Here is a 25,814-nt window from a genome sequence, read left to right as displayed (position 1 = left end):
GAAATACCCTTTGGCATCAGTTTTAGCAAAACTGATGCCTTTTTCTTTTTTCCTAGAAACATGGAGTAAGTTTAAATGTTTGGTAACAAGCGTATAAAAGCACTCGAAGCAGAGTTGGCATCAGCAAGGCAAGCACAGTTAGAAAACCAGAAGCAGCTAAGCGACTTGCAACAAGAACTGAGCAGATTAAAAGACAAGCCAGCCCAAGTAATATCGACCGTAGATGAAAGGTTTTTCGCCCCCCAACAGTCTGTTTTGACCCATGTGCTGGATGCTGTAATTGAAATTTCCGAACGGTTATTCGCCCCCATGAGCGAATCGGAAGGCAACAATGCAGACATAGAACGTAACCGTGAAGAGATTTCACAACTGAGTCATGCATTGCTCGAGATTTCCGATCAAATCAGCGTGAGTCTAGAAGATGTTACCGGGCTTAAGGCCATCGCCGACGATATAAAAGGTTTTATAGACACCATTCAAAGTATCTCGGAGCAAACCAACTTACTGGCGCTTAACGCCGCCATAGAAGCCGCCAGAGCCGGAGAACATGGCCGAGGCTTTGCCGTGGTCGCCGACGAAGTCAGAGCCCTTGCCACTAAGTCGAAAGATTCGAGCGAAAAAATCTCAACTCTCGTGAAAAGCATAGACACCAGTAGCAGCAAAGTAAGCAAACAGATCGGTAACTTACATGAGTCTATGGTGAATGCTGGAGCTGCCAGCAATAAGCTTAAAGACTCCTTTGCAAAAACCGCCAACAGCACAGAAACCTTAGTTACCATGGGCTATCAATCTATAGCGTTCGCCCACTCCGCCGCCTCGCTGCTTGAGCTAAACCTATGGAAATCCAACTATTTGAGCGCAGCATTACAAGGGAATGAGATATCAGGCCCGATTGATATTCGCACCACAAACTTTGGTGACTGGTATTATCAGGGCACAGACAATGAGTTTAACTTTAGAGGGCACAGCGACTTCATTAAAATTGATCATGACTTAACGCAACTAGAACAATTAGCGAAGCGCATGAGCCAAGAAGACAGTCGCAACATTCAAACATTAGCAGAACTGGAAGAGAAAGCGTCTTCTCACATTAAAAGGATTTATCTGCATTTAGACACATTACAAGGCTATTTATTTGAGCACTTAGGCTAAGTTCGCCCTTCGTCAAATGCTGGTAGATCAGACGCTAACTGGCACCAATTGGCTCGGTACTTGGTGTAGATTTGCGCATCTATCGTCACAGGGATGTCATCGTTAAACGTGGCAATGGCCAGCTCCATTTCTTCCATAGGTGCATCTTTCACTCTAAAACCTAGGCTAGAACCACACTCACCACAGAAAGTGCGCACCGTACCGTTATCCGCTGTGTAGTGCTTTAAAAGCTCAATTCCTGAATTCCATATCAGCCCAGAAACACCCACCAAGGTGCCAAACGCCGCCCCATGGAATTTCTGACACATAGTGCAATAACAGTTCGCAGCTTGCTCACTAAACCCACTGACACTAAAACTCACCTTGCCGCACAAGCAGGAGCCTTGGTAGATATTCTTCATACTGTAACCTTTAGATGGTTGCTGCCTTAGGTCAATCACAGCTCCCCCAGAATCACCTGAAATAACACGACTTACACTCTAGAAATAATAACTGGGGAGAGAGTTTATCCATGCAAACTAACACCTCAATAAGAGGCTAAAAATCAGTTGGGTATACTTTAGCGAGGCACGAGTAACAAGCCAACAGGTTTTTATCCGTTTTTATTGACTTGCCATGCGCCTATTGACTATTACGCAATATATACCATAATTTGGTATATATTGGTATCGGGAGAACAATTATGGCCAAAAACACCAGCATTACTCTAGGCGAACATTTTGACGGCTTTATCGCTAGTCAAATTCAAAGTGGACGATATGGCTCAGCAAGTGAAGTTGTGAGATCTGCACTTCGCCTTCTAGAGTCACATGAGACTAAACTCAATTCGCTGCGCCAATTATTATCTGAAGGCGAAGAGAGTGGAGTTGCGGATTACGATGTTGATTCTTTTATCGCTGAATTGGACAATAAGACGCAAAAGTGAAGCCATTTCAACTTACTCAGAAAGCAAAAGAAGACTTAAAAGATATTGCGATCTTCACACAGCGTCGTTGGGGGAGAGAGCAACGAAATATCTACGTCAAGCAATTTGATGAGTCGTTTTGGCTTTTAGCTGAAAACCCCGATATTGGTCGGTCATGTGATGAAATCCGATTGGGCTATCATAAGTTCCCACAGGGTAGCCATATCATTTTTTACAAGCTGATAGGCAATCAACAAATTCAAATCGTCAGAATTTTACACAAAAGTATGGATGTAGCACCAATCTTAGGCGCATAACGCTTTGCTAAGGTGCAGCTAACCCACCACTGAACTCAAGCAAAGCCACGTAAACACTGAAGCCGACCAAGCGAAAAATGCTCAGGGTTAGCTGTCACTCTTAAGCAATTTGTTAGCTGTTTATTAGGCCAAGTTTATCTGCACTTTGAATTAAAGCTGACACATGAGTATCAGTTAACTCCTCACGCTGGTCGATTCACATAACTGGTGCCAGTAAAACTGGAATGAAATTACAAATGGTCTACCTCTACGCGCCCACCAGATTCAAAAATATCTTTAAAGAAATGCCGAAGAATCAACTTCGGCATTTTATTTTTACTTGTGACCACTATCAGATGAACGCATCTTCACTAGGACACTAAACTGGAAAAAGCAAGAGGGTTTTATGTGTTATAAATCGCTTTTTTCTATATTTACCGTAATGAATGTATCCCAATCACAGTAGTCGCTATGAGAGATCTTTGCATTGCCTCTTGCATCTCCAAGCCTAGTAACTTGATCAGGAATACTCCTACGAAAATCGAAGTTATGAAGCCCTCGCTCCACTTTTAATCGCCAATAACCCAGCCCCTGATCAAAAATAATCTGTGCTTTAGAACCTGATTCAAATCCTAAAATTAAACTACGTCGATGAGGTATATCTGATTTATTGGCCAATTGGATTGATGTATTAGGACCACAAATCTGCTTTATCCACCCTGTGAAGATCACTTCATAGTCATCCTCGTATATCCAGTCATGATGTATCGCATGACCAGGGTTATTTCCTTTTTGATCAAAGCAAGTTGTCACCGTTACATCATTATCTTGGTTAGAAATAGAGCTTAGAAGCTCACCTAGCATCAAAAGGCTTGATGGGCTTTGTAAATAGCGGTCAGTATAATTAATCGAGATAAGCTTATCGTTCTCAAATAAGTTTTCGAGCCTGCTATCTTTTTTACCCAATAATTCCAAAAGTCTTAATCCAAAGCCCTTTAAGGATCCATTTAACTCATTCTTAACAGCTATATCAACCGCACCTTGTACAGTCGAAGGTTCCGAGAATGATAGTACCTTGCCTGTGATTTCGGGTATGGCATCCGTTGTAACAGAAATATCAGAGGAATTAAGCCAATTTTCACCTAAAGTTCTTGATTGTTCGTCAAGACACCCTATCGTCTCACAGGAATACTCGCTACACACCTGGACCACCGCGGGAACCTTAACGTCTGCTTCCACTATATCTACTTTCATAGCAGAAAGCTGAGCCAGAAACTCTCTAACTTCTTTTTCCCACTTAATCTCAGGTACAACTACTTGAACATTCAAATTCTCACCTAACAATCGATGGAAGTACGATGTTAAATAACCAAGAGAGGTATCCCAATCTTCAATATTCTTAGACAAGATAAACTTAACAGAGGAAGGTTTATTACGAAGTTGCTCAGCAAGTTTCTCCTTTATGGACATTGAATTGTAAATTGCATCTACAGAACCGAACATATTCTGATATTCGGCTGGAAGATCAAGATGATTGTCAAAATCAGCTTCATTCAACCAAGTAAGTGCTGTCTTACGATCTAGGCGATCAATATCATGCCGTGAGTCTGACTCTAAAAGACAAGAGTGGCAGTAAAGGTCGCATTGATCTTTGCATTCTAGAACATTTTTCATACCTTTTAAGAGATCTTTAATCTTGGCGGCCGCAGATATGGAGAATCCTGCACCACCGCTGACTGTATCAAACAGCTGAATGACTTGTGCTTTATTACCTTGCTCTACAATTGCTGGTCTGGTGCTATAACCAACTTCATTAGATGAAATACCAAGTTGATCAACTAAGGTTTCTCTAAGAGCAACAGCCATTGTAACCGCAATACTTTTATTATTTAGATACTCAGCTGTTACAGGATTACGAAGGACTAACTCAAATACATCCGTTGTGGTATTAGACCCAAGATGAATACTTTCCATTATCTTTCCTGATGCACCACATTCAGGTTTACCATTTTCATCACGTTGGAATTTATTTGGCATAGGTGGCCTATGCGTCCCTTCAGGATTAAGTAATCTTGGGTACTCACCTGTTGCGGTCATAGATTCTGCTCGACCGCAACCAAGACAAAGAGCATAACCTGTACCATTTAAGCCTGAGCTGTAATGAAAAACATGTCCTGAGGTATCAACTGCCATATAACCAAGTTCGGAATTAGGTAATGTAACTTTATCGCCTTTCCCCATCACCCATGGATCTTGAACTGGAATGTAAGCGGTCTGCGATATATTGTTGCTTGGCGGCAGGTAAAAATCTGCCACGAAACCTGTTGGTTGTATCACCTTACGCTGATCTTTTATTTTAATGGGCTTTGCGCATGCCGAGTTGCTACACATGATATTATTTTGTTGGCTGAGATCCGGCTCATATCCCGTTTGACCACAATGAGAGCAGTGCCACGCAACGTCAAACTTTTGCGTTTCTTTAAGTCCTTCTACATGAGCTTTTTGCCAACCAAGCGATATACCAGCTGTTTTATGTACACGGCCATCAAGTACAATTTCAGTCCCTGGCGCGTATTCGCGAATAGCAACGGCTAAATTTCGACTTGGTAGCCCCCTATTGATCGCGACATTATCTTCGCGTTCATCTTGTTTATTCTTCTTACCCTCTTTCTCGCGGAGATAGTCTTCTAGGTTACCCACATTCAAATTAACAACATCTGTAGGAAAGCCGTAGCCTGGAAGGAAACCGCGGCATGCAAGATCACGGAGCAAATACTCATTACAAAGACGATTTAAATCACCGTTCAGTTTATAAGCATGAGCACTTTCTTTATCAGCAGAAGTAAGCTCTGACTGAATAAATTGAAACTCATTTAACCACTTTTCTCTTAAGGCCTTGATCGATTCAGATGTCATTGTGACTAAACTATCTACGCTTGAGCTTTCCAACTTAGTCTGTGATGTAAGTGTTTTAATTTCTTTTTCTAACTGAAGCGGGTTACCCTCAAGCCAGTATATAAATCGAGTGCAAACAGATTTTTCAGGATTTCCAGGCTCATAAAACCATTGAAGTGGTAGTGAGTACCGTTCCTTATCTACTTCACCAATTACATTTCGTAGAAACGTACCAAGCAAGAAAGCATTTATGTGGCGTTGTACTATTTTGGCAGAGCTGAAGGCTACATGTGGCGCAGGAATATTTGTTTCAAAGGGCCATTTGGGATTGTTAAACACATACTGATCATGAGGATTATTCTTACAAAGTGTAAAGCCAATCGCACGAGCCTCTTTTGAGCGCCCTGCTCGCCCAGCACGCTGGAGATAATTAGCAGGGTGTGGCGGAACATTGTTCATAACAACAGCAGAGATACCACCAATATCTACCCCCATTTCCATTGTAGTCGAGCAGTTTAAGACGTTTTTTTGGCCTTGTTTGAATCGCTCTTCATATTTCTCTAGCTTTTCTGATGATTGCTGTGCAGAGTGCTCTGCGTTAGTGTAATAAACTCCACCCTCGACCACTCGATCATTAATATCCGTCCATAAATTTTGCTGGCGTAGTTGATTAATTATGTCGTTAGAAGCCAAATTCTCTCGAATAACTGAAATATAGCGACTGTTATCCGTTGATGTATCAAGCTGCCAGATTTTTGGTAAATCAACCTGTTTACATAAGTACTTGTCTGGCTCTCTATCTGGATATTTGTTCCAAGGAATATAAGGCGTAATCCCTTTGAAAACAGTATCTATTAGTTTATTAGTGATCGGACAAACATAAGCCTTCGTCATCATGGAGAAACTGATGGTATCCAATCTCAGCTGGTACTGTTTACCCGTAAACTCACTAAGAGATTTAGATTGACCGCTAACTAAGCAATTCCATGCGGCTTTAAGCCAGGTATTGATAATGTCTTCTGCTTTTTTTTCTGTCGGATCTAACTTGCTTGCTTTAGCTAACAGCGAAATTAAGCGAGACTGCTGCCTGGCTTTTGACCTCACCTGTGGCCAAGGTTTCACCCTGATGCCTTTATCATCTTTTGACTCAGGACTAATTAAGTGCTTCTCATAGAAACGCATTCCAATCCATTTAGACCAGCTTTTATTAAGTTGAACAAAGGTGTTTTCTCGAACGTAGAAGTTCATACATACCACGAGAAAATCTTTCCAGTCTTTTAGAGAGTGCCCATATTCAGACCATTTATCTGGAATCGAATTGATAGACTCGATCCCAGGGTAAACGATACGAACTAAACCCTGAGTTTCCACATTATTTCGATATTTAGGTCGGCGGGCGATCTCACGCGTTAAAATCATCTCTGAAAGTATCGTTGCATCACTTTTATCAAAAGCATCGGGGTCTAGGTATCGGTTTTCCCACGTCATAGAGTGAGAAACATTTTGATCTGACTTTAGCTCTCGAACTAATTCCTGCCATGTAACAGGAGTTGGACTTGATACTTTTTCAGCACTCAAGGAATCTAAATACAGCTCTAAAGCCATAGCTAATTCAGGGTCTTTGTTTTTTTGTAAAAATATAAAGTCTTGAATTACGTCAGGAGCGAACCCCACATACATCTTGACTCTTTCAAAAACTGCTTCATCTAAATCACTTCTTTCTTCTAAATGATTCTTAAGCTCTCTAAGCATAATGCCACGTAGCAAAGAGCGCTCAGCCTCTTGCTGCATGCTAACCGACATTTTGGCCGTGTCTTGACGACTATCAGTAAATGTAATCAAACGTCGCCCACGAGACGGTAGCTCAGCAGGGGTCAACTTAACCTTAGCATCTTCTTCAGGCTCAAAGTCTGGACAATATTCTAATATGGTGGGAACAGCATTAGTGGAATAAAACGGAGCGCCCAGCATACAACGTCTTAATGCTTGCCCGTGGAGCCCTCTTCCAGAATGTCCACAATCTGAGCAAACTGGCTTTTCTAAATCGTCTCTCAATGCCAAAGAAAAATCACTTTCATCAAAAGATTCTGCCCCATCTTTAGAAAATGATCTCGGAAAGTAATTGTGTTCTTCTGTGGTGTTTGCGCCAATAACAACAAGCCCAGAAGCCCTTGAACCTTGGACTTGCTCATTCTCACTTTCGTCTGAATTATCTAAGATATCACCTTCTTCATCAGAATCATCTTCCGTTAGAGTAAATGCATCATGGGAGCGATCAACCCAGGGCATTAGCTTGCTGCTATATTTGTCAATAGTTCCTAGTAAATGTGGTTCACTACACTTATGACAGAATACTATCTCTAAGACAGGGGAACCGCATTCGCAGTGTGGCCGCTGCTTTGTGTAGACATAGCCATAAGGCCAGTTCTTCTGCAATTTTGAGTGTTGCTTATGAGAACAATTTGGATTCACACAAGACCAAAGTCCGCTTAAAGTCCGCTGAAAATAATGAGAGCGAACTTTTAAAAAGGCCTCAGAGCTCGAAGTTTCTTTAGTATTCGTACAGAGGTCTAACCAGCGAAAAATATCACTTTCTTTCAACTTAAAGTCAGACATATCTGAAACTAACTCATAAATTGACTTAGGCCCTGAACTCCCTGCAGTTAATACATTGCGAAGATGTACTGCAATTCGAGACTCTTCTAGAGCTCTAAAGCGTTTGCTAGAAACGTCTTCTTTCCGACCTTCTTTTGGCTTTATTGGTAGCTGGCCTTCTGGATCGATAGACTCAATTTCATCAATTGTACGGTTGACGCTCTCAGCTGTGTTTAGCTTAGGTACAATTCGCTTGCCACCGATTACCGCTACTTGATCAACCGAAATGTTTGCAAGATTAGCCAAGTAACGTCTTAAACTTTCTTCAGCTTCTTTTCCTGCAATGGTTGCCGAGGTTGCTACAAAGCGAATGTCCTCCGCTTTAACTTCAAAGGCTTGCATAACACGGCGTAACTGCAACGCTAATTCCGCTGCTTGAGAACCAATGTAAGTATGTGCTTCGTCTAGAACGATCCAGCGCAACTTTCCTTTAGATTTTTTGATAATTGGAGCATCTGCTTGACGAATCAGCATGTACTCCAACATAGTACCATTAGTAACAAGAATGGGAGCTGGGTCGTCGCGCATCCCTTGGCGGCTCATCACATCTTGTGGGGTTGCAGTTTGCTTTTGACAATCTTTACTTTTAAGTTTTTCCGGCGTTTTACCGTTGTAGAGACAAAAACGAATATCGCCTTCAAAGTGCTTTGTCCAAGCATTCAAACGCTCACGTTGCGAGTTAATGAGAGCATTCAATGGATAAAGAAATATCGCTCTAACACCAGTAAGGGCTTGACCATCCTGAAGCGTCTCTCTATAAAGATCCTCTAGCACTGGAACCATAAAACATTCGGTTTTACCAGAGCCTGTACCACTGGTAATAATACGTGACTTCGGGCTCTCATCCAGTAAGTCTGTCCACGCCTGATATTGATGTTTAAAAGGACTCCAGTCCTTTTTAAAGGAATATCGTCCATTATTTTCGTGATCCAATGCATCAATAATTTTCGGGGATAAAATTTTATTCAGTTCACAAATCTTCTCAGTGTGAGGCTCCCATCCAAACATCTGTTCAAACACTGGACCATGAACAAATGGCTCCTCACTTTCAAATAGATCATTTAAGTGATTACGCAAGTTAGGGTTGCTAATTCCAAGAACACTCAATGTTGCTTCTTTAGCACGAGAGTTCGCTTGTTGTTTAAGTGTCGAAAAGTAACCAGCCATATCTTACTCCGTGGCAAAAATAGATAAACAGCATTGAAAAACAGAATTAAACCAATCTCGATCGAAGTCCATTAGTTGTCTCAGTAATAAGTAATTTGCGCCTGTTGCACCTAAAACATCTGACCATGTCGTTTTTCCCGAAACAACAGCCGCCGCAATAATAGGAAATAACGCTACTGCTGTTTGGAATTTGTGTGGTATTTCGAAACAAAGCAGTTCCGGCTTATGATTCAAGAGCCATTGATTAAAAAAGAAGTCATAGTGTGAAGGCCAGTTTTCATTGTCTGCATTTACCCTTAGTAAATCTCCCTTCCAAATATTCACTAAAGCTGGATAAACGGCACCATTTGATTCAGATGCCTTAAATAACTCAGGTAAACCTAAAAAGTTCATCAATTTATCTAATTCTCGCATTTCAAAAAGCTTAACAAGTTCATCCGGGTATGCCTGCGCTTGCAAGGATTCTTTATAACTACTTAGTGCTTTGCTCCAACTATACAAAGAATTCAGTTCCCATATGATATTAAACTCTGTCTGAAATGCTTGCAGAATGTCTTCTGTATTATGCCTGCTAGCCAGAGGATAAGAAGTTAAGCAAAGCGGATGTTTAGCCAAAGCTTTCCAGACTTCAAATGTTGACATGGGTAAGTGCGAGAAATTTTCAAATAGAGCATCGAGGTATAGCCAGCCTGAATGAGAAAAATTAACAGCCATATCATCAAAAATAGTCCTAAATGGATTCGAATTATGAAGAGGATGAAATTCCGATACCGCTTTATTAAGTGTTTTAGCTTTTTCTGTATTTAGCACGGTGTGATCCGGTGCCAAATAAGAAGCACGAAATGAAACTCTAGAAGTTTTGCTTGGTACCGCTAATTTCGGTGACCCTACCTGAAGAGGAAGCTCAAAATTTCCAATCGGTGAACTGTTTGAGCTCCTTTGTATCAGTTTAATAGGTTTTTCTTCAGGGTTTTCTAAATTAATTAACTCAACCTGTATGCTCCCAAAATCGCCCACTTCTTTCTCATTAAAAACCAACAAGTCCCCTTCTTTCATTGGACTGGTTGTATAGCGACCAATTTGATACTGAACTGGATCAGTACTGGTACTACTGATAATAAGCCTTACTGTTTCATCTAAACCGACAGATGTAGAGAGTAACCCTTTTATTTTATGTCTAAATTCGTACAGACTTATCTCTGTAAATGAGTCGCTTACTAAATAGGTATAGTTAAAACTTACTTTATCCTTTGAACGTGTAGGTGCTTGTAACTCAATATCAAATTTAGTTTTACCCTTTCCTGGTTCAGAAAATAAAAGCGCCCGCGCTCCTAGCAATTCCTCGACAACCACTTTTTTGTTTAATTTCTGCCCATCCGCATCAACTAATAATGCTCCTTTAGAAGGAAATGGTATTCTAAAGACAATTGGATCTGCTAATAAGTTTGCACGAACTTCAAGTTCAACTTCAGAAGGCGGAGTATCACCTGCAATAAGACCGATACTCTTACCCACATCAGTTTTAATAATTTTAGTCGCAATATCTGTTGTTACCTTAGAAGTTAGATTTTGCTCGCAGTCTAAGTAAATCGCTCCAGTTGTTGGCGAATTGCCTGCTTCAATTTTTATTTGCAAGCTTTCAGGTAAAATCGCTATTTTACGGCGATACAGCGTTTTACCCCCTACTTTCACGCGCAATACTTGGCGTCCATATATTGCAGCAAGGTATTCCCCTTTTCCGTAGATAGAATCACCAATGTAGATCACGGCACTAGGCAGCTGACAAGATATTTTTGGAACACCTTTGAAAACGGGGTAACCTTGAACAGACTCGTAGGCTAACTCCGCACCAATAATACTTAATAGGTCTTTAGTAAATGCGTCTGCTTTAGTGGAAATAACATACTGATCACTTAAGTCATCGGAATGTGAGGAGAGTGTCAGCTCACCAGCAAAATGAATGAACTGGTAACCGCCATCTAGTTTTTCATGGCTAAAAATGTTGGCAGATTCCTCTTGCGTTAGCGCTTGAAAGTAACTGGATGTTAAAACATAAAGGCTTTCTGCTTTTTTACTAACGCCTCCAAGACCAACTAGGTGATGACGACCGTCAACCTGCTCAAGCACTACCGGCATATCTGATAGTAAAATTGACGAATCAGGGATGACCTCTTGATAACGAATCGTACCTGATTGCATCACCACAAGACTTAAAGGTGCTTCCCATCGTTCACGAGAGAATTCAAATTTTGTAGACCTTAGGTGTAAAGTAGTCACTTCTTGATCGCATTCTAAACGTACACGCCCTAAGCTCTTAATCTGCTGCTTACCTTCATACAGGAAAAGCTCGGCATTAGGGTGAGAAAACTCACTTTTACCAATAGGTATTTGGATGCGCTTGTCACATTCGACTTGACCTTTGAAGCCAATGTTTTCTGAGTGGGACAGCCATTGCTGTATAGCTAAACGCTTTTGTCGTTGCTTAATATCTTTTCGCTGTGTCGCTGCCGAAGTCAGTAATCCAGCTAAGAACTCATTCCCAGTTGAATCTTCTAAAGGGATAGGAAAGCTACCTCTCCATGATGGGAGTGAATTATCAAGGTGAGCAACTGGATCTGACTGATTATCCAAATCGTAACGATCTATGAAGCCATATAACCTAGCAACCATTTCATCAAGTAAAGCTACCGTCGTTTCTTTTTGAAAGGCATCGGGAAAACCCTCTAATTGCTTTTGTATAAGTGGTACTGGAGAAACACCAAATGATTTTGCTTTATCAAATTCATTAAGCAATCGCTTGAAGAGTTGCTGATACCGGCTACCTTGATTCGCTAATAAACCAAAAGGTAAACCACCTTCACTGAACACAGTACCTAGAAAATCATTCCGATCACTTTCATAGCGATTAACTTTTCGCCCCCAGTAACTCAAACCTCTTTCAATCAATTGGGGCCTTTGGCTCGCTTCGATCTTAAAATCTAACGCATTCCAAATCCCATCCCAGGACCAGCCCTCTTTATATTCACGGCGATACCACTCCGAACAAAACAGGCAAAATGCCGCGCACCATTCAGCGTTTCTAAGCCTTTCTTTTGAAACATCTAACCTTCTAATAACGACTTTTAATTCTTGATACTCATCGTTCGTTAGCTGGTAGGTAAACAATGGCTTTTGATTGGAACTTGCCAAGCCACGTTTTTGGAACATAGCAGAAAGCCAACTACTACAAGAAACAGGGATAAATGATGTAATATCCATTTCGACATGTCCTTATATTGAATCATTAATTTGTTCTACTTTTAATCTATTCTCTTCAATCCGATTTTTCGCTTTCTTTATCCCGCCGGCATACTTATTAATATCACCAGCATTTTTACCCCACTCTTTTAGGTCTTGCACACGTCGCTCGTCCATCATAATCAATGTGTTAAGCGCTGTTACTTTAGCTGTTGAAGCCTGTTCATCAATTGCTTTTTTCAGTAGGCCAAGCGCCTCAACCTGCCCTTCTAATGATTTCAAAGTCGCTTGTTCGAATTGATCATTCTGATGTTGCTGTAAAACAAACGAATAAATCGCTAATCCCAAAGCAGCACCAGAGAATAAGCTTGCACCAATACCAAAAGTGGTTGAAAAGTATGATGCCTCTTCAAGGTTTGGATAAAACTCCATAACACCAAATCCAAGAAATGGGATGATGGCAGCAAACACAAGCACGACTGAACACATTTTCTTCATAGATATCTCCTCATAATAGTTAACATGTATATTGCGAAGAGTGTGCCAACTTTTTTATTCTTTTAAATCAATCACTTAAATAAAATAAAAAAACAAAACATGATAAATTATTTTATATATAGATAATATTACTTATTCTTTTTGGTTTTTTTACTCTTAGCGCTACCAGCCTTCTCACTCAATTTTGACGAGCTTAAATAAGGCACTTTGGCAGAGGGCACCAACTGAGAAGCAGCGTCTAAATGAATATCCTGATCATCAAAAAAGATATGTGGATTGAAGGCTTTCAATACCTTGCCTTTGCCAACACCACCAAGAAAGAATGCCTCGTCTACGTAAACACCCCATGCTCGAAGCGTTTTAATAACTCGCATTTCTGAAGGGCTGTTTCGCGCAGTAACAATGGCGATACGTACAGGAGAGGATTCAACACTAATAGGCAAGCGGTCCTGCAGTTTTGATAATTTTTTCAGAAGGCTCGCATAAGGCCCCTCTTCCATTGGAATATCTTGTTTCTCATCCTCTTGTGCATGAAAAGCGGCCATTCCTTGGGTTTTGTATACAAGCTCACTTTCATCGGAAAACAACACAGCATCACCATCGAAAGCAATACGAACTTGGTCATCTGGAATCTTGGGGGCATCTTTAGGCGGCTCTCTTAAAATAGCCGCCGCGCATTGGCGGGAATCAATGACTTTTTGAGCATCATCCACATTGGTAGTTAGAAATAAATCCACATCAAATGCCTCAAGGTAATCAGGCACTGATTCTCCAGCAGTGAAAGCCGACCTTGTGATATTCAACTTATCATTTCGTATTGTCTGTAAGACACGTAGCCCCGTATCTGGGCTGTTGCGAGACATAACAACCACTTCGACTAATGGAGATTTGTCTTCTTCTTGTCTATGTTCATTCAGCGACAACAATGCCTTAACAAGGTGATAGCCAGCACCTGGTGCCAAAGGCTCACTTTCTCGCTCAAGCATATAATTTTGATAAACCTCAACAGCCGTTGACGGGTCTTCCAGGCGTGCATCATTAAAAATTTGATCTGACTCACTCATATCAAACAAGGCAGTGGCAGAGATGCCAACAACCAGGGTATTACTTAAATCAAATGCCATTTAACTACCTATAGTGTTTATAATTTTCAGGCTTAAGATATTGCCCAAACCTCTTTCAACCGCTTTACGGTGTAACCCCATTTAGAAGCCCTAGGTCTTGCAACGGAGTTTTGGTTACCAAATAAGCCAACTTCAGCAACGCCTACATAGCCTGTTTTCGGTATATTCACCCAGCCCCTATCGCCAGATCCCATGTTGTACTGCCATGAATACACCTGTTGTCCCTACTGATTTAATCAGCCTTCTTTCGTTACCACTGACCCTACTGTCGGTTCAGACAGTAAGGTCAATGTCATTCCTAGTATCATTCGAGCCTGGGATCTTGAGAATTCTTCACTGCCATGTGCGCCTAGCTGACAGATGTTTTTTACCCCTTCCCGTAATGCTAAGGCGCGTTCGTTTGCTGTCATGCCTTTTCTTAAACCATTATCTTTAAGCTTATTACTTGCCGTTCTGGCTTGAGAATGGTCTCCACGTAATTCCTCTACTCGCTCGATGATTCTCCGGCATTCCATTACTGCGTTTTGATAATCTCCAATATCAATACAAGACTGTGCTTTAGATAACATGGCTTTAATGTCGGATATCGTTGCAGGAAGAGGAATTTCATAAAGATAGGAGTCTTGAAAGCCTGATTGATTTAAGGCCTTTACCCACTCTTGTTGAGGGATGTGGTAATCACTGTCACTGTTGCTTTGTCTAATGTCACCATCTTCACTCAGCACTAATGCTTCCAAGCGACAATGCAAAGCCAAATCCCCAAACTGCCGATAGTCTTCAATGGCGAGCAGTTGTTCATTCGTCAGCGATACACTAAAAGATAAGGATTGATTGCCAGGATGACCATTCAGCTCAATGAGTTGCTCATTGGACGAAAGGTTACTGGCAATATTATTACGATCTCCTTTACTGAAGATGGAGATTCGAATATTCAAAATTCGTGCTTTTTCTGTGGTTCTTGCCCCTTGTAAGGACAGGACAAAACTGTTTTCACCCAGTGCATTCAGCCCTCGAATGGAAGCCTGATTAAATTCTACTAACCGATACGAACCTCGTGATATATCAAGCCACATCGGCTATTTCTCCCTTTTAAGTTTTTCCTATCTATCCATTTAACAAGTTACAACCTGATTAAAGCTCACCAGCGAAAGCTTTTTGGCTTAGCGAATGAAACAACTCACTACTTTCAAATGTATTTGCTGAAAATTTAGTTTTGCTTTCATTCACTGCTTCAAAAACATTTTTAAATTTTAGAACCAACTCAATCGGTGGAAGTATAAGTTTAAAATTACTTAAAAAGTCTTTAGGGACTCGTTTGTGACCAACAGCACCGGAAAAGTTGCTAGCAGAAACTTTTCTAAAAATAGGCAAATGTATCAAACTATATATGAATGGGGCGTAGCTGGTATTATCAAGTCTAAATACATGGAACTCCGTAGAGCCAAACCCTATTCCGTTTTTCAGCCCTGTTGCAATCGCAGCTTTTCCGTTTTCCATACACGGAGTAATCTTAGCGAAAAGCACATCACCTTCTTTAAAAGCTGTAAAACCTTTTTTAACATCTGAATAAACTCGAATATCTGAAGCATCCAAAACATGCGAATCTTCTGACACATTTGACATTGCTACAAATGAAACTGGAAGTTTATCATCATATTTTTCGGCTTTTGGGTTTATAGCGCTAATATCGCTAAAACCCCCTTGTTTCCACCCTTTCGGATTAGTAATAGGGTCACCGAACATATCTAAGAATACGGAGCGTAGGAAGACGTCGGCGAGGTCGATGGCTTGTTGGCGTTTGCAGCGGATGGCGTCGGCTTTGTCGAGGATGGTGGCGATGCGCTTTTGTTCTTCTAGTGGAGGGAGGGGGATTTCCCTGTTTTCCATAGCAGTTTTTGTGACATGAACCATCGTGGAGCCTGAACCTTGCTCAGCTTTTATAAAATCAACATCCCTTTTTAGAGCATAAAATAAATATTTTTTGTCAGCTAAACTTTCGTCAACTATTAGTTTCCAAATATGGTAGTGATAAATTACTTTTCCACCTTGCCAAATTTGTGGACCAAATGACGCCGACCATGCGTAGATAAGGTCACCTTTATCGCAATATTGCTTTTCTGGTAACTCTAGATCTGAGTAGTACCAATCTCGATTTGAAAAAAAATTACCAACTCGCATTAATGGATACTTGCCTTCTCTTAGCATCTCATTCTTTTTGTAGGCTCGCCCATTTATTAAAGTAACGACATCCCTCAACTTCACCATAGGCCATTTCATAGCATCCCCTCCAGTTCCTTCAGGTCTGCCATGATGTCGTTTTCAAGGTTCATCAGTTTGCCGAGGATGACTTTCGGGTCTTCGTAGACTTCTTCTTCGTAGACCACTTCTTTATAGCGGTTGATGGAGAGATCGTATTTATTGCTGGTAATGTCGGCCGCATCCACCACAAAGGCTTTTTGGGTCTTGTCGCCAAATTGCTCATTTATTTGCTCCACCGTAGCGTTATCCAGTACCAGCTGACGGTAGGCTTTCCATTGATCAATGGCATCTGGTAGGTCGTTACTGTCTTCGCCTTTTAATGGCGTGCGTTTGTCATCTAATGAATAACCGTCCGCTTGTAGATCGTAGAACCAAACACGCTCTGTAGAGCCGCCTTTAGTGAAGAGCAAAATAGCCGTGCTAACACCTGCGTAAGGCTTAAACACACCGCTAGGTAGACTGATGATGCCTTCCAGCTGGTTTTGTTCCACCAGCTCTTGACGCAATTGTTGGTGGGCTTTGGAGGAACCAAACAACACACCATCTGGCACGATCACCGCCGCACGACCACCCAGTTTTAAGGAACGTAGAATATGCGCGACAAACAGGAGCTCGGTCTTTTTGGTTTTCACCATACTCAACAGCTCTGGATTGGTGTTAGTTTCGTCTAGGCTACCTTTAAAGGGTGGGTTCGCCAGCACCACGTCAAAGAAGTTTTCTTCTTGTTTGGGGAAGTTTTCACGAATGGATTTGTTCAAGGTGTCTTGGTAGAGCACGTTAGAACCGTTCACCCCGTGTAGCATCATGTTCATGCTGGACACGCGTAACATGGTGGTATCGAAATCAAATCCCCAGAACATTTCATCACTAATATGCTCACGGTAGCTTTCTAGCTTGTCTCCTGGGTAATGTTTATTGCCTTCTTCGTCTTCCCAAATATTTTCTGGGCTGGTGTGCTGACGATTTAGGTATTCCATTGTCCGCGCCAAGAAACCCGCTGTACCACAGGATGGATCACAAATGGTATCAAAGGGTTGTGGATCAATAATTTCGATCATGGCATCGATAATGTGCCGTGGCGTACGAAACTGACCATTAATGCCAGCGGTTGTTAATTTGCTTAGCAGGTATTCGTAAATGTCGCCTTTTACATCGCTTTGGTTTAGCGGTAAGGAATCGACCATTTCTAACGCAGCCACCAAAACTGATTCGTTTTTGATTTCTAAATCCGCATCTTCCATGTAGTCACTGATGTGACCAAGCGCTTTGGTGGGTGTATTTTCATCTGCTTCTTCTATATCAGCCACTTGCCCTAGTTTGGAAAAGTACGGGTACACTTCGCTTTTAAGGTGTTTATGAAGCTCTTTACCAGACAAGTTTTTGAAGTTTTTCCAGCGTAGTAATTGCCCTTCTTTGGTATCTGGAAAAAGGCGAACAAAGGCTTTACCAGTACGATTTGCCTTACGCTCTTCGGCTTCTTCTTGCATGTCGAGCATACGGGCAAACATGAGGTAACTGATTTGTTCGATCACGGTTAAGGGATTGGTAATCCCCCCTGTCCAGAATTTTTCCCAAAGTTTGTCGATGTCATTACGGATTGGTCCGGTTAGCATAAATTCTCTCTTTAATTAGGGTGCCGATTGCTCTGGGCCAGTCGATTTTACGAAAGGTTTTAGTACAGCCACTAGGTCTTCTACATCTGCTTCATTAAACACGCCATCAATGCCATTTGAATTGACGCTGGTGAAAGGCGCTTCGTAAAGCTTCGCAAGATTAATAAATCCGTAGTTAGCTATGTAGCTCTTCAACATATCCATAAAACGCACTTGCTGAGCGGTTAGGTTTGGGTGTCGGTGAACAAAGTCGGTGAAATGTTCATTCACTTTAGAAGGTTCTAATCCTATCAATTCCTGTAAAGTAATGTGCAGTTGATCCGCCGTGCGGCCATAAAATTCATTCAAGGCATCTAAGCTCACTGTTGGATATGTTGTTAAGATGGTCGAGGTGAGATTTTTAAGATCTTCTTCCGATACCCTTTCGTTGTTCCTGATTTTCTGCAATATGGGGTTACTACTCACTAATTCATCTAATAGCTCTTTCACTCGGCGGCGATACACACTCACTTCATCTTTACTAAACAAGTTGTGTTTGCGCTCATCCGAACGCACTTCGCCATCTTGTGTACGTGTTTTAAGCACATCATAATTCCCGTTTGCATTGTTCTGGCGGAACTTCATAATGCCTCGCAACTGAGACCTCGCAGTTTCCAGCTTTTCAATACTTGAATCTACCCAGAACTCTGCACTGTTCACTTGATCTATTATTGCTTGCCTCTGACGAACCGCTTGAATATTCACTGCTAAGGCAGAAAGCTGCTCGACCAGTGTGTCGCGACCGTCTTCAAAGCAGCTAGCTTTTTCAACCATGCACGTCTCTATTGTGGCAATTAAGCGATCCAGCTGAGTTGCATGCTTATCTTGCAATGGTCGAGAAGACATTAAGGGAGCTATCGTCTCAAGCAACAGGTGTTGAGTGGTAGCATCAAGGGTTTGTAACCGTTCTGTCTGGATTAAACTGTCTATTTGTCGTAGCTCTTTGCGTACAGCAACACTGTCTCTTGGTAGATCGCTCAAATCCGCTTTAATAAGTTCAATAGCGGTATCAAAAGCGTCTTTGTGATTATGTTTTAACGCTTGAATAGCAAGGTTTACCCGTGCCTCAAAACAAGTCTGTAACAACGGCTTACCGCCAATGTCATTAGCTTCTTTGTATTCTTGCTCAAAGTATTCAAAGTTACCGTAGTGATCAAAAATCAAGAACTCGCTTTTATCTTTACCTGGCCCAAAAAGATTCTTACAAAGACGTGTACCACGGCCGATCATTTGCCAAAATTTAACAGATGATTTCACGGTTTTGGCAAATACTAGGTTGACCACTTCTGGCACATCAATGCCTGTGTCCATCATGTCCACAGAAATGGCGATACGAAAGTCGTTGTCGCTTTTTTTAAACTCTTTGATGAGGCTTTCTACGTGAGGAATTTTGTTGTGTATGACTTTACACACCTTGTTGCCATGTTGTGGGTAAAGCTTACAAAAGAGCTTTTCTAGGTGTTCAGCATGCTTTTGGTTATTCGCAAAGACGATGGTTTTACCCACTAATGAATTGGTTTCGTCTTTAATACCATTATTCATTAAGTTTTCTAGAATTTCTTGATCTGTCTTTTCACTGAAGATTTTACGACCTATGTCTTTCCCTTGATACTTAGCATTTTGGGCCTCATCTACTCCTAGATCGTCTTCAAGCTGGCGCTTTTGCTCATCTGTTAAATCTTTGTAATGAATACCATTGCGTAGAAACTCAGTAGTGACATCTTTTACTTTAAAGTCGACCAGATAAGGCGGCTCATGATTAATCGCCTCTTCAAGACCAAACTCAAAAGTTGGGTCTGTGGTTTCACAGCCGAACATGTCAAAGGTATTACGACTAATGTATTTCACTGGGGTGGCGGTTAACCCTACCTGTAAGGCATCAAAATAATCAAAAATATCTCGGTAACGATTATAAATGCTACGATGACTTTCATCGGCGATGATCAGGTCAAAAAAGCCAACATCTAATTGCGCAAAGCGATTCATCATACTTGGGTAAGTTGACACATAGATACGGGCGTTCTCGTTAATATTATAGGATTCACCTATCTCACAACGGGGCTCACTGGGTAAGTTCGTTTTAAAAGCATCGCTGGCCTGGGTTTGCAACTCTTTACGATCACACAAGAACAGCACTCTCTTTGCCCAACCTGCATTTAGCATGAGGTCTGCCAATGCAATTGAGACTCGGGTTTTCCCCGTGCCTGTCGCTTGAATAATTAATGCTTTACGACGCTGTTCTTGGAAGTTTTTTGCCACCGTTTTAATAGCATTAATCTGATATAGGCGATCGGCAATGTTTAAATTGGGGTTGTTTTGCTCAAGTTGGTTGTCACGATACTGACGCTGATAAACTAAATAGTTAAGGCTATCTTGACTGTAAAACCCATATACCATACGCGGTGTATTGTATTGAGCATCATCCCAGATAAAGGTTTCGTAGCCGTTGGTATAGAAGATCACTGGTCGTTGTTCATATTGTTTTTCAAGCGCATCGACATAAAGACGTGCTTGTTCTCGGCCAACTTGGTCGGAAGAATTGCCAGTACGTTTTGCTTCAACAACGGCTAAAGGCTTGCCATCGTCACCCCATAAAACATAATCAACATAGCCTTTACCAGATGGGCTATTGGGAAAGGCGACTTCTACTTCAATGCCAACACTCTCTTCATCAGACACATTCCATCCAGCTTGGCTGAGCATGGTATCAATAACTAGCTTTCGTGTTTTCGCTTCACTCCATTGCAAGCTATCGGCAACCGCTTCACTTTCTTGTTTAAGTTTGGCTTGATCTGGCAAAGCAGGGGCGTCTAAATGCTGAAGGTTTTTCGTACGTTCTTTTTCAACTTGCTCTAGCAATTCGTCATTGAGCTTTTTCTGATTTTCTAACTCTTCTTTGTATTTGTTTAATGAACCTTTTAAGGTAACGGCTTCTGCTCGATTATCTTTTATGTCAATAAATTCAGGGAGGCTTTCTCTTTTCTTACCGTAGCACTTAACGGCCAAATAACTTGCTAATTGATGAGCGGTACCCAGCGCCATATGCGCCGTGCGAAGGTCACCTTCTGCTCCATGGGCCGTTTCATTTCCTTGTGTTCGCAAGTAATTAAGTTGATATATTAGAGGTTTGTTTACGCAATTCTGGAATACGTGATTTCGAATGAGGTCATTAAATGTGGCCTCTGGCAATCGAGGCAGGCGCTCTTCTTTATAAATGGATTTTGTGAGTTCTTCTGCGAACGCTCGAAGTCGCGTCAATGCACTGCCAGGGTCGATAAACAATATCGCTTCAGCCATACCACCTAGGTTTGCTAAGGTTTCATTTTCTGCGCGTAAAAACTCAAAATTTTGTGATTTCATAAATAATATTTTTTTCATACTTGTGTTATAGCGAAGGTCGTGCCAACTTCTATTTCACGTCGTATTTATCCATCCAATTGGTTAATGTTTGGTAGTTTTTAAGCCCTAATAACTTCGCTGCTTTCGACTTGCTGTCATTGCAATGAGACAGTGCTTTAGGGATATAATGCCTCACCAAATCTGAAATAATATCTTGTATATCAATACCTTGAGATACATCCCTATCTAACAAGTTAGTACTATCATGAGGTCGTTCAAATAAAGCTTGCCTGATATCTTCCTCAGTTATTACATCTTCATCACTCCATAGAGACGCTCGTAATATAGTTGACCTTAACTCACGGATATTACCCAGCCATGGTTGTGAAAGGATAATATTTTTTGCATTTGAAGAAATTTTCTTACCTATCAATGCTGTATCTTGTGTTGCCATATCAGCCAATAATGTATCGGCTAATAAGGTAATATCGCCCTGTCGATTCCTTAATGGGGGCAATGTCAGTACACCCACTGCAACACGATAAAATAAGTCCTCTCTAAAATGCCCATCTTGAACGGCTTGTATCAAATTTCTATGAGTTGCAGTAATAATGCGAACATCTACTTTGACTTCTTTACTTGCTCCAACAGGTGTAACGACCCCTTCCTGCAATGCCCGCAGCAGTCGAACCTGAACACTTGGCGCTAACTCACCAAACTCATCTAAAAAAAGTGTTCCACCATTGGCCTGTTGGAAATAACCAGGTTGATCTGACGAAGCCCCAGTAAAGGCGCCTTTTTTATGACCAAACAACATTGAATCAACAAGTTCAGTAGGAAATGCCCCACAGTTCACGGCAACAAAAGGTTTATCAGATCTTTCACTTGCATTGTGAACCGCTCTAGCAAAAAGCTCTTTGCCTGTTCCTGTCTCACCTTGAATGAGTACAGGCACTTCACGTTTAGCAAGAATATACGCTTGGGATTTCAAACGTTGCATGACTGGGTTTTGTGTAATGATGCTGTCAAAGGCTGCGTCAGATACCACATCATCATTAGAGAGTTGTGTAAGTTGTGTTGTAGTGAGCTTGGTAGCAGTTGGAGTGTATTCAGCAGAAATTTCAAAAGGAATATTGGCCTCTTGAACACCCTGCTCTTTACTGGATTGATAAAGCTTAGCGACGTACTTTGTTTTGCCAAGCAATATCCAGATGGCTTGCATAGCAGGCGTTCCAGGGCTCAGTAAAATGGAGAGGTCAACGTTCGCCCCTTTTAAAATACCTAAGTGTTTATCACATGCCTGATATATGGATTCAAAATCAACAGGCGATAACAATGATTCATGATGGCACTCTATAGGGAGGTTTGTAGTACGTGTCAGCCACTCTATGTAAGGCTCGCTTCTCGCCCTGGGGTATGAACACAGGAGGACAATACGATCAAAACGAATAGCCTGTAACGTAGAAGAAATTGGAGCATCTAAAGGAACTAAGGATGTCGCAGCTCTTAAATCTGTTTCACCTATCCATGAAATCAACACCCTTTGCTGCATTTATACTTCCTTAACAAATAAATACAAATAATTCTTAATACCATCTATACTAAGAAATGCCCCCTCAAAATCAACCTTTTTAATGAAAAATTTCTCTAAATTCAGGTATTTGCTTAATATATTGGGAGGAGAACAAGAGTTGGATAGTAAGACCTAGATACAACAAATCGATAGACTGTTTTATTGAATGAAGCAAGATTATTGGGTTGAGTAAAGAAGCCTTACTGTTCATCACAACAAACACCCTACTCCTCCACCTAACCATCAAGAAGTGAAAATGATTGAGGCTAGAGTAAAATCGCACTTCCTCGACTTGTCTGTTCTTTCTGACCCGAGCTATTCTTCATCAGATTCAGTATTTTCTACGTATGCACCCATTAACTAAAGTATCCAGCCAATATGGAAGCTTAACTTTACTCTATTCCTAAATATTGTAACAGGTTAACTTAAATTAAAAGAAAGCGCCTAAGGTCTTGCTCTTGGCGCATTACATGTAATACGAAGACTTTATCGTTTTCAAATTTATAAAAAATCCGGCACGGATTTACCACAACCTCTCGGTAATTTAACGTTGGTATTTCAATTGGCACTTTCCCTGACTCAGGATGACTTTCTAAGCGCTCGATTGTTTCAAAAATATTTGCAACTAGCTTCTCTGCTGCATATTGATTTGATAGCGAAATATAATCTGCTATTGCGCGAATTTCATTCAGCGCAGGAACGGTCCAAACTATTTCAGCCATTTTTTCATTTGCTCTTTGGCTGACGCATTTGAAAGTACATGACCTTCCTTTATGGCTTTTTCACCACGGGCAATACCTTCTAGTATGGCCATACGCTTTTGCATCATCTCATAATCATCGACATCGACTAAATACGCCGAAGGCTGGCCATGCTCTGTAATTAGAACAGGCTCTTTTGATGTATGAAGATCTGCCAATATTTTTGTAGCGTGTCTTTTTAAGGTAGTTACTAATTCGACTTTCATGATGTTCACCTTGAGCACTAAAGTGTCACTATAGTATCACCTTCATACAAAGACTCAATCGTAAAGCTCAACACCCGAAGCTGCGGTAACGCGAACTTCCCGACTAACGTTGCGTGTTTTCCTCAATTTAAGCGCGACCTAGGGGTTAGCTTGTCTAAACAATGGACATTTTAATCAGAAACAATACGCCCTTTAGGTGTGTTCTTAAGACAAGCAAACGAAAACCACTATCTTTATATCACCTAATCAAGAGAAGCTTGCCAAGCTTTATCCGCTTGGGCTTGGTAAGTTTTCCAGTCGCCATTTAACCATCTTTGGCGGCCACGCTCTGCGAAAAATAAGTGCAACTCTTCTCCGAAAAATTCCCAAACCTGACCACTCGTCGGAATTAAGCCTTCGCCTAACGCCAGTGCATTGGCGCAAAATCCATTATAACGGGGAACGTATTTATCAGGATTGGCCGCAAATTTATCCGCCGATGCTTGGCTGGCAAAATGCCATTCTGCACCGCTCCATGTCACGATAAATTTCTTAGTGCCTTTCGCGACTGGACTACTGCCTTCAATGCCCTCACGATAATAGTCCAATACATCGTGGCCACCGATAGCAGAATTACTCCAAAATCCAGTACTTACAGGCTCAGCCGCCATAGCAGTAGCAGAACCACATAGAATACATATCACCAAGTAAAACCATTGCACTAGTCTTCTGCTTTTCATCATTCTTTCTCTTGTAATTGCTCTGTTTGCCCAATCTATTTCACCCACGGCTTGTTATTACTACACCGAGAGCCTAGACACTGATACTAAAAGACTTTGTATTCATCTACCAATGTAAACAACAGAGCTGAATTTATTTCTTAGAAAAAATGAAATAAGAATGAACCGATCATGGATCAGTTGAGGATTAAAGTATCTGAAAGAAGTTGGTTTGGTGGCGTGATGTAAGGTTTTAAAACAGGCACGGTCACAATACAGCCACAGCATAGCCACATGGCTAAATGTAGTTTTGGAGAAGATTATCAGGAGGCAAAATAAATACGGGATTAGTAAAAATAAGAGCAATCAAATTGCTATTTCAAAATTTAGGGGAAAAGCTAGAGTGGCTGTAGCAGCCAAAAGATGGTGGGTGTGGAGAGGTTCGAACTCCCGACATTCGCCTTGTAAGGGCGACGCTCTCCCAACTGAGCTACACACCCATATAGTTTTACATCTTTAGGTAGATGTGGAGTTCTCACCCCCGGTGGTTATGCGCCTTGTAGGAACGAATTCCAACTGAGCTACACACCCATCTATTGATGGTATCGCTAAACCTATTTACTCTTATCAGAAGTAAATGGCGGAACAGACGGGACTCGAACCCGCGACCCCCTGCGTGACAGGCAGGTATTCTAACCAACTGAACTACTGCTCCAACAGTAAGTGTTTAAAGTCTCATCAGACTTATCTTTTACATCGATAAGATGGTGGGTGTGGAGAGGTTCGAACTCCCGACATTCGCCTTGTAAGGGCGACGCTCTCCCAACTGAGCTACACACCCAACGCAATTTTAGATCTTCCGATCGGAGTTCTTAACTCCCACTGTCTATGCGCCTTGTAGGAAAGAATCCCAACTGAGCTACACACCCATATAGTTTTACATCTTTAGAAAGATGGCGGAACAGACGGGACTCGAACCCGCGACCCCCTGCGTGACAGGCAGGTATTCTAACCAACTGAACTACTGCTCCAACAGTAAGTATTTTGAGTCTCATCAGACTTATCTTTTACATCGATAAGATGGTGGGTGTGGAGAGGTTCGAACTCCCGACATTCGCCTTGTAAGGGCGACGCTCTCCCAACTGAGCTACACACCCATATAGTTTTACATCTTTAGAAAGATGGCGGAACAGACGGGACTCGAACCCGCGACCCCCTGCGTGACAGGCAGGTATTCTAACCAACTGAACTACTGCTCCAACAGTAAGTATTTTGAGTCTCATCAGACTTATCTTTTACATCGATAAGATGGTGGGTGTGGAGAGGTTCGAACTCCCGACATTCGCCTTGTAAGGGCGACGCTCTCCCAACTGAGCTACACACCCATATAGTTTTACA

16 protein-coding genes and 7 tRNA genes are annotated in these 25,814 nt (G+C 41.5%); 3 read left to right on the top strand and 20 right to left on the bottom strand.

Going from position 1 to position 25,814, the window contains the following annotated elements; genetic code table 11:
• Positions 1 to 75: 75 nt before the first annotated feature.
• Complete coding sequence (locus ACUM5Y_RS07270) at positions 76 to 1,152, top strand: methyl-accepting chemotaxis protein (protein ID WP_445976195.1); 1,077 nt, start codon at positions 76 to 78, stop codon at positions 1,150 to 1,152.
• Here the strand turns inward: ACUM5Y_RS07270 and ACUM5Y_RS07265 are convergent.
• Entirely contained in the window at positions 1,149 to 1,553 is a 405-nt protein-coding gene (locus ACUM5Y_RS07265) for a GFA family protein (RefSeq protein WP_445976194.1), read from the bottom strand. The two genes, ACUM5Y_RS07270 and ACUM5Y_RS07265, sit on opposite strands and share 4 nt — an antisense overlap.
• A 281-nt stretch (positions 1,554 to 1,834) precedes the next feature.
• On the opposite strand from ACUM5Y_RS07265, the gene ACUM5Y_RS07260 reads away from it, so the two are divergent.
• Both ACUM5Y_RS07260 and ACUM5Y_RS07255 read left to right on the top strand, forming a co-directional pair.
• The gene (locus ACUM5Y_RS07260) at positions 1,835 to 2,077 is read left to right on the top strand and encodes a type II toxin-antitoxin system ParD family antitoxin (protein WP_445976193.1); all 243 of its coding nucleotides are present in this window, start codon (positions 1,835 to 1,837) and stop codon (positions 2,075 to 2,077) included.
• Positions 2,074 to 2,373: a type II toxin-antitoxin system RelE/ParE family toxin gene (locus ACUM5Y_RS07255; RefSeq protein ID WP_445976192.1), complete on the top strand. Its 300-nt coding sequence runs from the start codon at positions 2,074 to 2,076 to the stop codon at positions 2,371 to 2,373. The genes ACUM5Y_RS07260 and ACUM5Y_RS07255 overlap by 4 nt, the downstream gene beginning before the upstream one ends.
• 390 nt (positions 2,374 to 2,763) lie before the next feature.
• Here ACUM5Y_RS07255 and ACUM5Y_RS07250 read toward each other — a convergent pair whose 3' ends face one another.
• From ACUM5Y_RS07250 to ACUM5Y_RS07160, 19 genes are all read right to left on the bottom strand, one after another.
• Positions 2,764 to 9,069: a DEAD/DEAH box helicase gene (locus tag ACUM5Y_RS07250; protein ID WP_445976191.1), complete on the bottom strand. Its 6,306-nt coding sequence runs from the start codon at positions 9,067 to 9,069 to the stop codon at positions 2,764 to 2,766.
• Positions 9,070 to 9,072: 3 nt separating this feature from the next.
• Positions 9,073 to 12,327, bottom strand: coding sequence for an STY4851/ECs_5259 family protein (locus tag ACUM5Y_RS07245; RefSeq protein WP_445976190.1), 3,255 nt, complete (start codon positions 12,325 to 12,327; stop codon positions 9,073 to 9,075).
• A gap of 12 nt (positions 12,328 to 12,339) precedes the next feature.
• Positions 12,340 to 12,804 carry a hypothetical protein gene (locus ACUM5Y_RS07240; RefSeq protein ID WP_445976189.1) on the bottom strand — a complete coding sequence of 155 codons (465 nt, stop codon included), beginning with the start codon at positions 12,802 to 12,804 and terminating at the stop codon, positions 12,340 to 12,342.
• A gap of 128 nt (positions 12,805 to 12,932) precedes the next feature.
• Positions 12,933 to 13,928, bottom strand: a complete 996-nt coding sequence (locus ACUM5Y_RS07235; protein WP_445976188.1) for a 5'-nucleotidase — start codon at positions 13,926 to 13,928, stop codon at positions 12,933 to 12,935.
• Between the two features lie 236 nt (positions 13,929 to 14,164).
• Complete coding sequence (locus ACUM5Y_RS07230) at positions 14,165 to 15,001, bottom strand: hypothetical protein (protein WP_445976187.1); 837 nt, start codon at positions 14,999 to 15,001, stop codon at positions 14,165 to 14,167.
• A 58-nt stretch (positions 15,002 to 15,059) separates the two neighbouring features.
• Positions 15,060 to 16,205 carry a restriction endonuclease subunit S gene (locus ACUM5Y_RS07225; RefSeq protein WP_445976186.1) on the bottom strand — a complete coding sequence of 382 codons (1,146 nt, stop codon included), beginning with the start codon at positions 16,203 to 16,205 and terminating at the stop codon, positions 15,060 to 15,062.
• Complete coding sequence (locus tag ACUM5Y_RS07220; protein WP_445976185.1) at positions 16,202 to 17,800, bottom strand: type I restriction-modification system subunit M; 1,599 nt, start codon at positions 17,798 to 17,800, stop codon at positions 16,202 to 16,204. Before ACUM5Y_RS07220 ends, ACUM5Y_RS07225 begins: the two co-directional genes overlap by 4 nt.
• A gap of 15 nt (positions 17,801 to 17,815) precedes the next feature.
• Complete coding sequence (locus ACUM5Y_RS07215) at positions 17,816 to 21,199, bottom strand: type I restriction endonuclease subunit R (protein ID WP_445976184.1); 3,384 nt, start codon at positions 21,197 to 21,199, stop codon at positions 17,816 to 17,818.
• Positions 21,200 to 21,248: 49 nt separating this feature from the next.
• A complete protein-coding gene (locus ACUM5Y_RS07210) occupies positions 21,249 to 22,730 on the bottom strand; it encodes a sigma-54 interaction domain-containing protein (RefSeq protein WP_445976183.1) in 1,482 nt (493 codons plus the stop codon).
• A 446-nt stretch (positions 22,731 to 23,176) separates the two neighbouring features.
• Complete coding sequence (locus ACUM5Y_RS07205) at positions 23,177 to 23,473, bottom strand: type II toxin-antitoxin system RelE/ParE family toxin (protein WP_445976182.1); 297 nt, start codon at positions 23,471 to 23,473, stop codon at positions 23,177 to 23,179.
• On the bottom strand, positions 23,461 to 23,718 hold the full coding sequence (locus ACUM5Y_RS07200; RefSeq protein WP_445976181.1) for a type II toxin-antitoxin system Phd/YefM family antitoxin: 258 nt from the start codon (positions 23,716 to 23,718) through the stop codon (positions 23,461 to 23,463). Before ACUM5Y_RS07200 ends, ACUM5Y_RS07205 begins: the two co-directional genes overlap by 13 nt.
• Before the next feature lie 242 nt (positions 23,719 to 23,960).
• Positions 23,961 to 24,440: a YHS domain-containing (seleno)protein gene (locus tag ACUM5Y_RS07195; protein WP_445976180.1), complete on the bottom strand. Its 480-nt coding sequence runs from the start codon at positions 24,438 to 24,440 to the stop codon at positions 23,961 to 23,963.
• 400 nt (positions 24,441 to 24,840) lie between these two features.
• Positions 24,841 to 24,916: transfer RNA gene (locus ACUM5Y_RS07190), tRNA-Val, on the bottom strand.
• Positions 24,917 to 25,054: 138 nt separating this feature from the next.
• Positions 25,055 to 25,131: transfer RNA gene (locus tag ACUM5Y_RS07185), tRNA-Asp, on the bottom strand.
• Between the two features lie 50 nt (positions 25,132 to 25,181).
• Positions 25,182 to 25,257, bottom strand: a tRNA-Val gene (locus tag ACUM5Y_RS07180).
• A gap of 113 nt (positions 25,258 to 25,370) precedes the next feature.
• A tRNA-Asp gene (locus ACUM5Y_RS07175) sits at positions 25,371 to 25,447 on the bottom strand.
• 50 nt (positions 25,448 to 25,497) lie between these two features.
• A tRNA-Val gene (locus ACUM5Y_RS07170) sits at positions 25,498 to 25,573 on the bottom strand.
• Between the two features lie 25 nt (positions 25,574 to 25,598).
• Positions 25,599 to 25,675: transfer RNA gene (locus ACUM5Y_RS07165), tRNA-Asp, on the bottom strand.
• Between the two features lie 50 nt (positions 25,676 to 25,725).
• Positions 25,726 to 25,801 (bottom strand) — tRNA-Val (locus tag ACUM5Y_RS07160).
• Positions 25,802 to 25,814 lie beyond the last annotated feature (13 nt).

This window comes from Marinomonas dokdonensis (assembly GCF_052747885.1).
This window is presented reverse-complemented; position numbering and strand designations above follow the sequence as displayed.

What these genes read in the sequence shown, in the direction of transcription:
- ACUM5Y_RS07270 (WP_445976195.1), top strand. Translation starts at nt 76, where the DNA reads ATGTTTGGTAACAAGCGTATAAAAGCACTCGAAGCAGAGTTGGCATCA.
- ACUM5Y_RS07265 (WP_445976194.1), bottom strand. Translation starts at nt 1,553, where the DNA reads ATGAAGAATATCTACCAAGGCTCCTGCTTGTGCGGCAAGGTGAGTTTT.
- ACUM5Y_RS07260 (WP_445976193.1), top strand. Translation starts at nt 1,835, where the DNA reads ATGGCCAAAAACACCAGCATTACTCTAGGCGAACATTTTGACGGCTTT.
- ACUM5Y_RS07250 (WP_445976191.1), bottom strand. Translation starts at nt 9,069, where the DNA reads ATGGCTGGTTACTTTTCGACACTTAAACAACAAGCGAACTCTCGTGCT.
- ACUM5Y_RS07245 (WP_445976190.1), bottom strand. Translation starts at nt 12,327, where the DNA reads ATGGATATTACATCATTTATCCCTGTTTCTTGTAGTAGTTGGCTTTCT.
- ACUM5Y_RS07240 (WP_445976189.1), bottom strand. Translation starts at nt 12,804, where the DNA reads ATGAAGAAAATGTGTTCAGTCGTGCTTGTGTTTGCTGCCATCATCCCA.
- ACUM5Y_RS07235 (WP_445976188.1), bottom strand. Translation starts at nt 13,928, where the DNA reads ATGGCATTTGATTTAAGTAATACCCTGGTTGTTGGCATCTCTGCCACT.
- ACUM5Y_RS07230 (WP_445976187.1), bottom strand. Translation starts at nt 15,001, where the DNA reads ATGTGGCTTGATATATCACGAGGTTCGTATCGGTTAGTAGAATTTAAT.
- ACUM5Y_RS07225 (WP_445976186.1), bottom strand. Translation starts at nt 16,205, where the DNA reads ATGAAATGGCCTATGGTGAAGTTGAGGGATGTCGTTACTTTAATAAAT.
- ACUM5Y_RS07220 (WP_445976185.1), bottom strand. Translation starts at nt 17,800, where the DNA reads ATGCTAACCGGACCAATCCGTAATGACATCGACAAACTTTGGGAAAAA.
- ACUM5Y_RS07215 (WP_445976184.1), bottom strand. Translation starts at nt 21,199, where the DNA reads ATGAAATCACAAAATTTTGAGTTTTTACGCGCAGAAAATGAAACCTTA.
- ACUM5Y_RS07210 (WP_445976183.1), bottom strand. Translation starts at nt 22,730, where the DNA reads ATGCAGCAAAGGGTGTTGATTTCATGGATAGGTGAAACAGATTTAAGA.
- ACUM5Y_RS07205 (WP_445976182.1), bottom strand. Translation starts at nt 23,473, where the DNA reads ATGGCTGAAATAGTTTGGACCGTTCCTGCGCTGAATGAAATTCGCGCA.
- ACUM5Y_RS07200 (WP_445976181.1), bottom strand. Translation starts at nt 23,718, where the DNA reads ATGAAAGTCGAATTAGTAACTACCTTAAAAAGACACGCTACAAAAATA.
- ACUM5Y_RS07195 (WP_445976180.1), bottom strand. Translation starts at nt 24,440, where the DNA reads ATGATGAAAAGCAGAAGACTAGTGCAATGGTTTTACTTGGTGATATGT.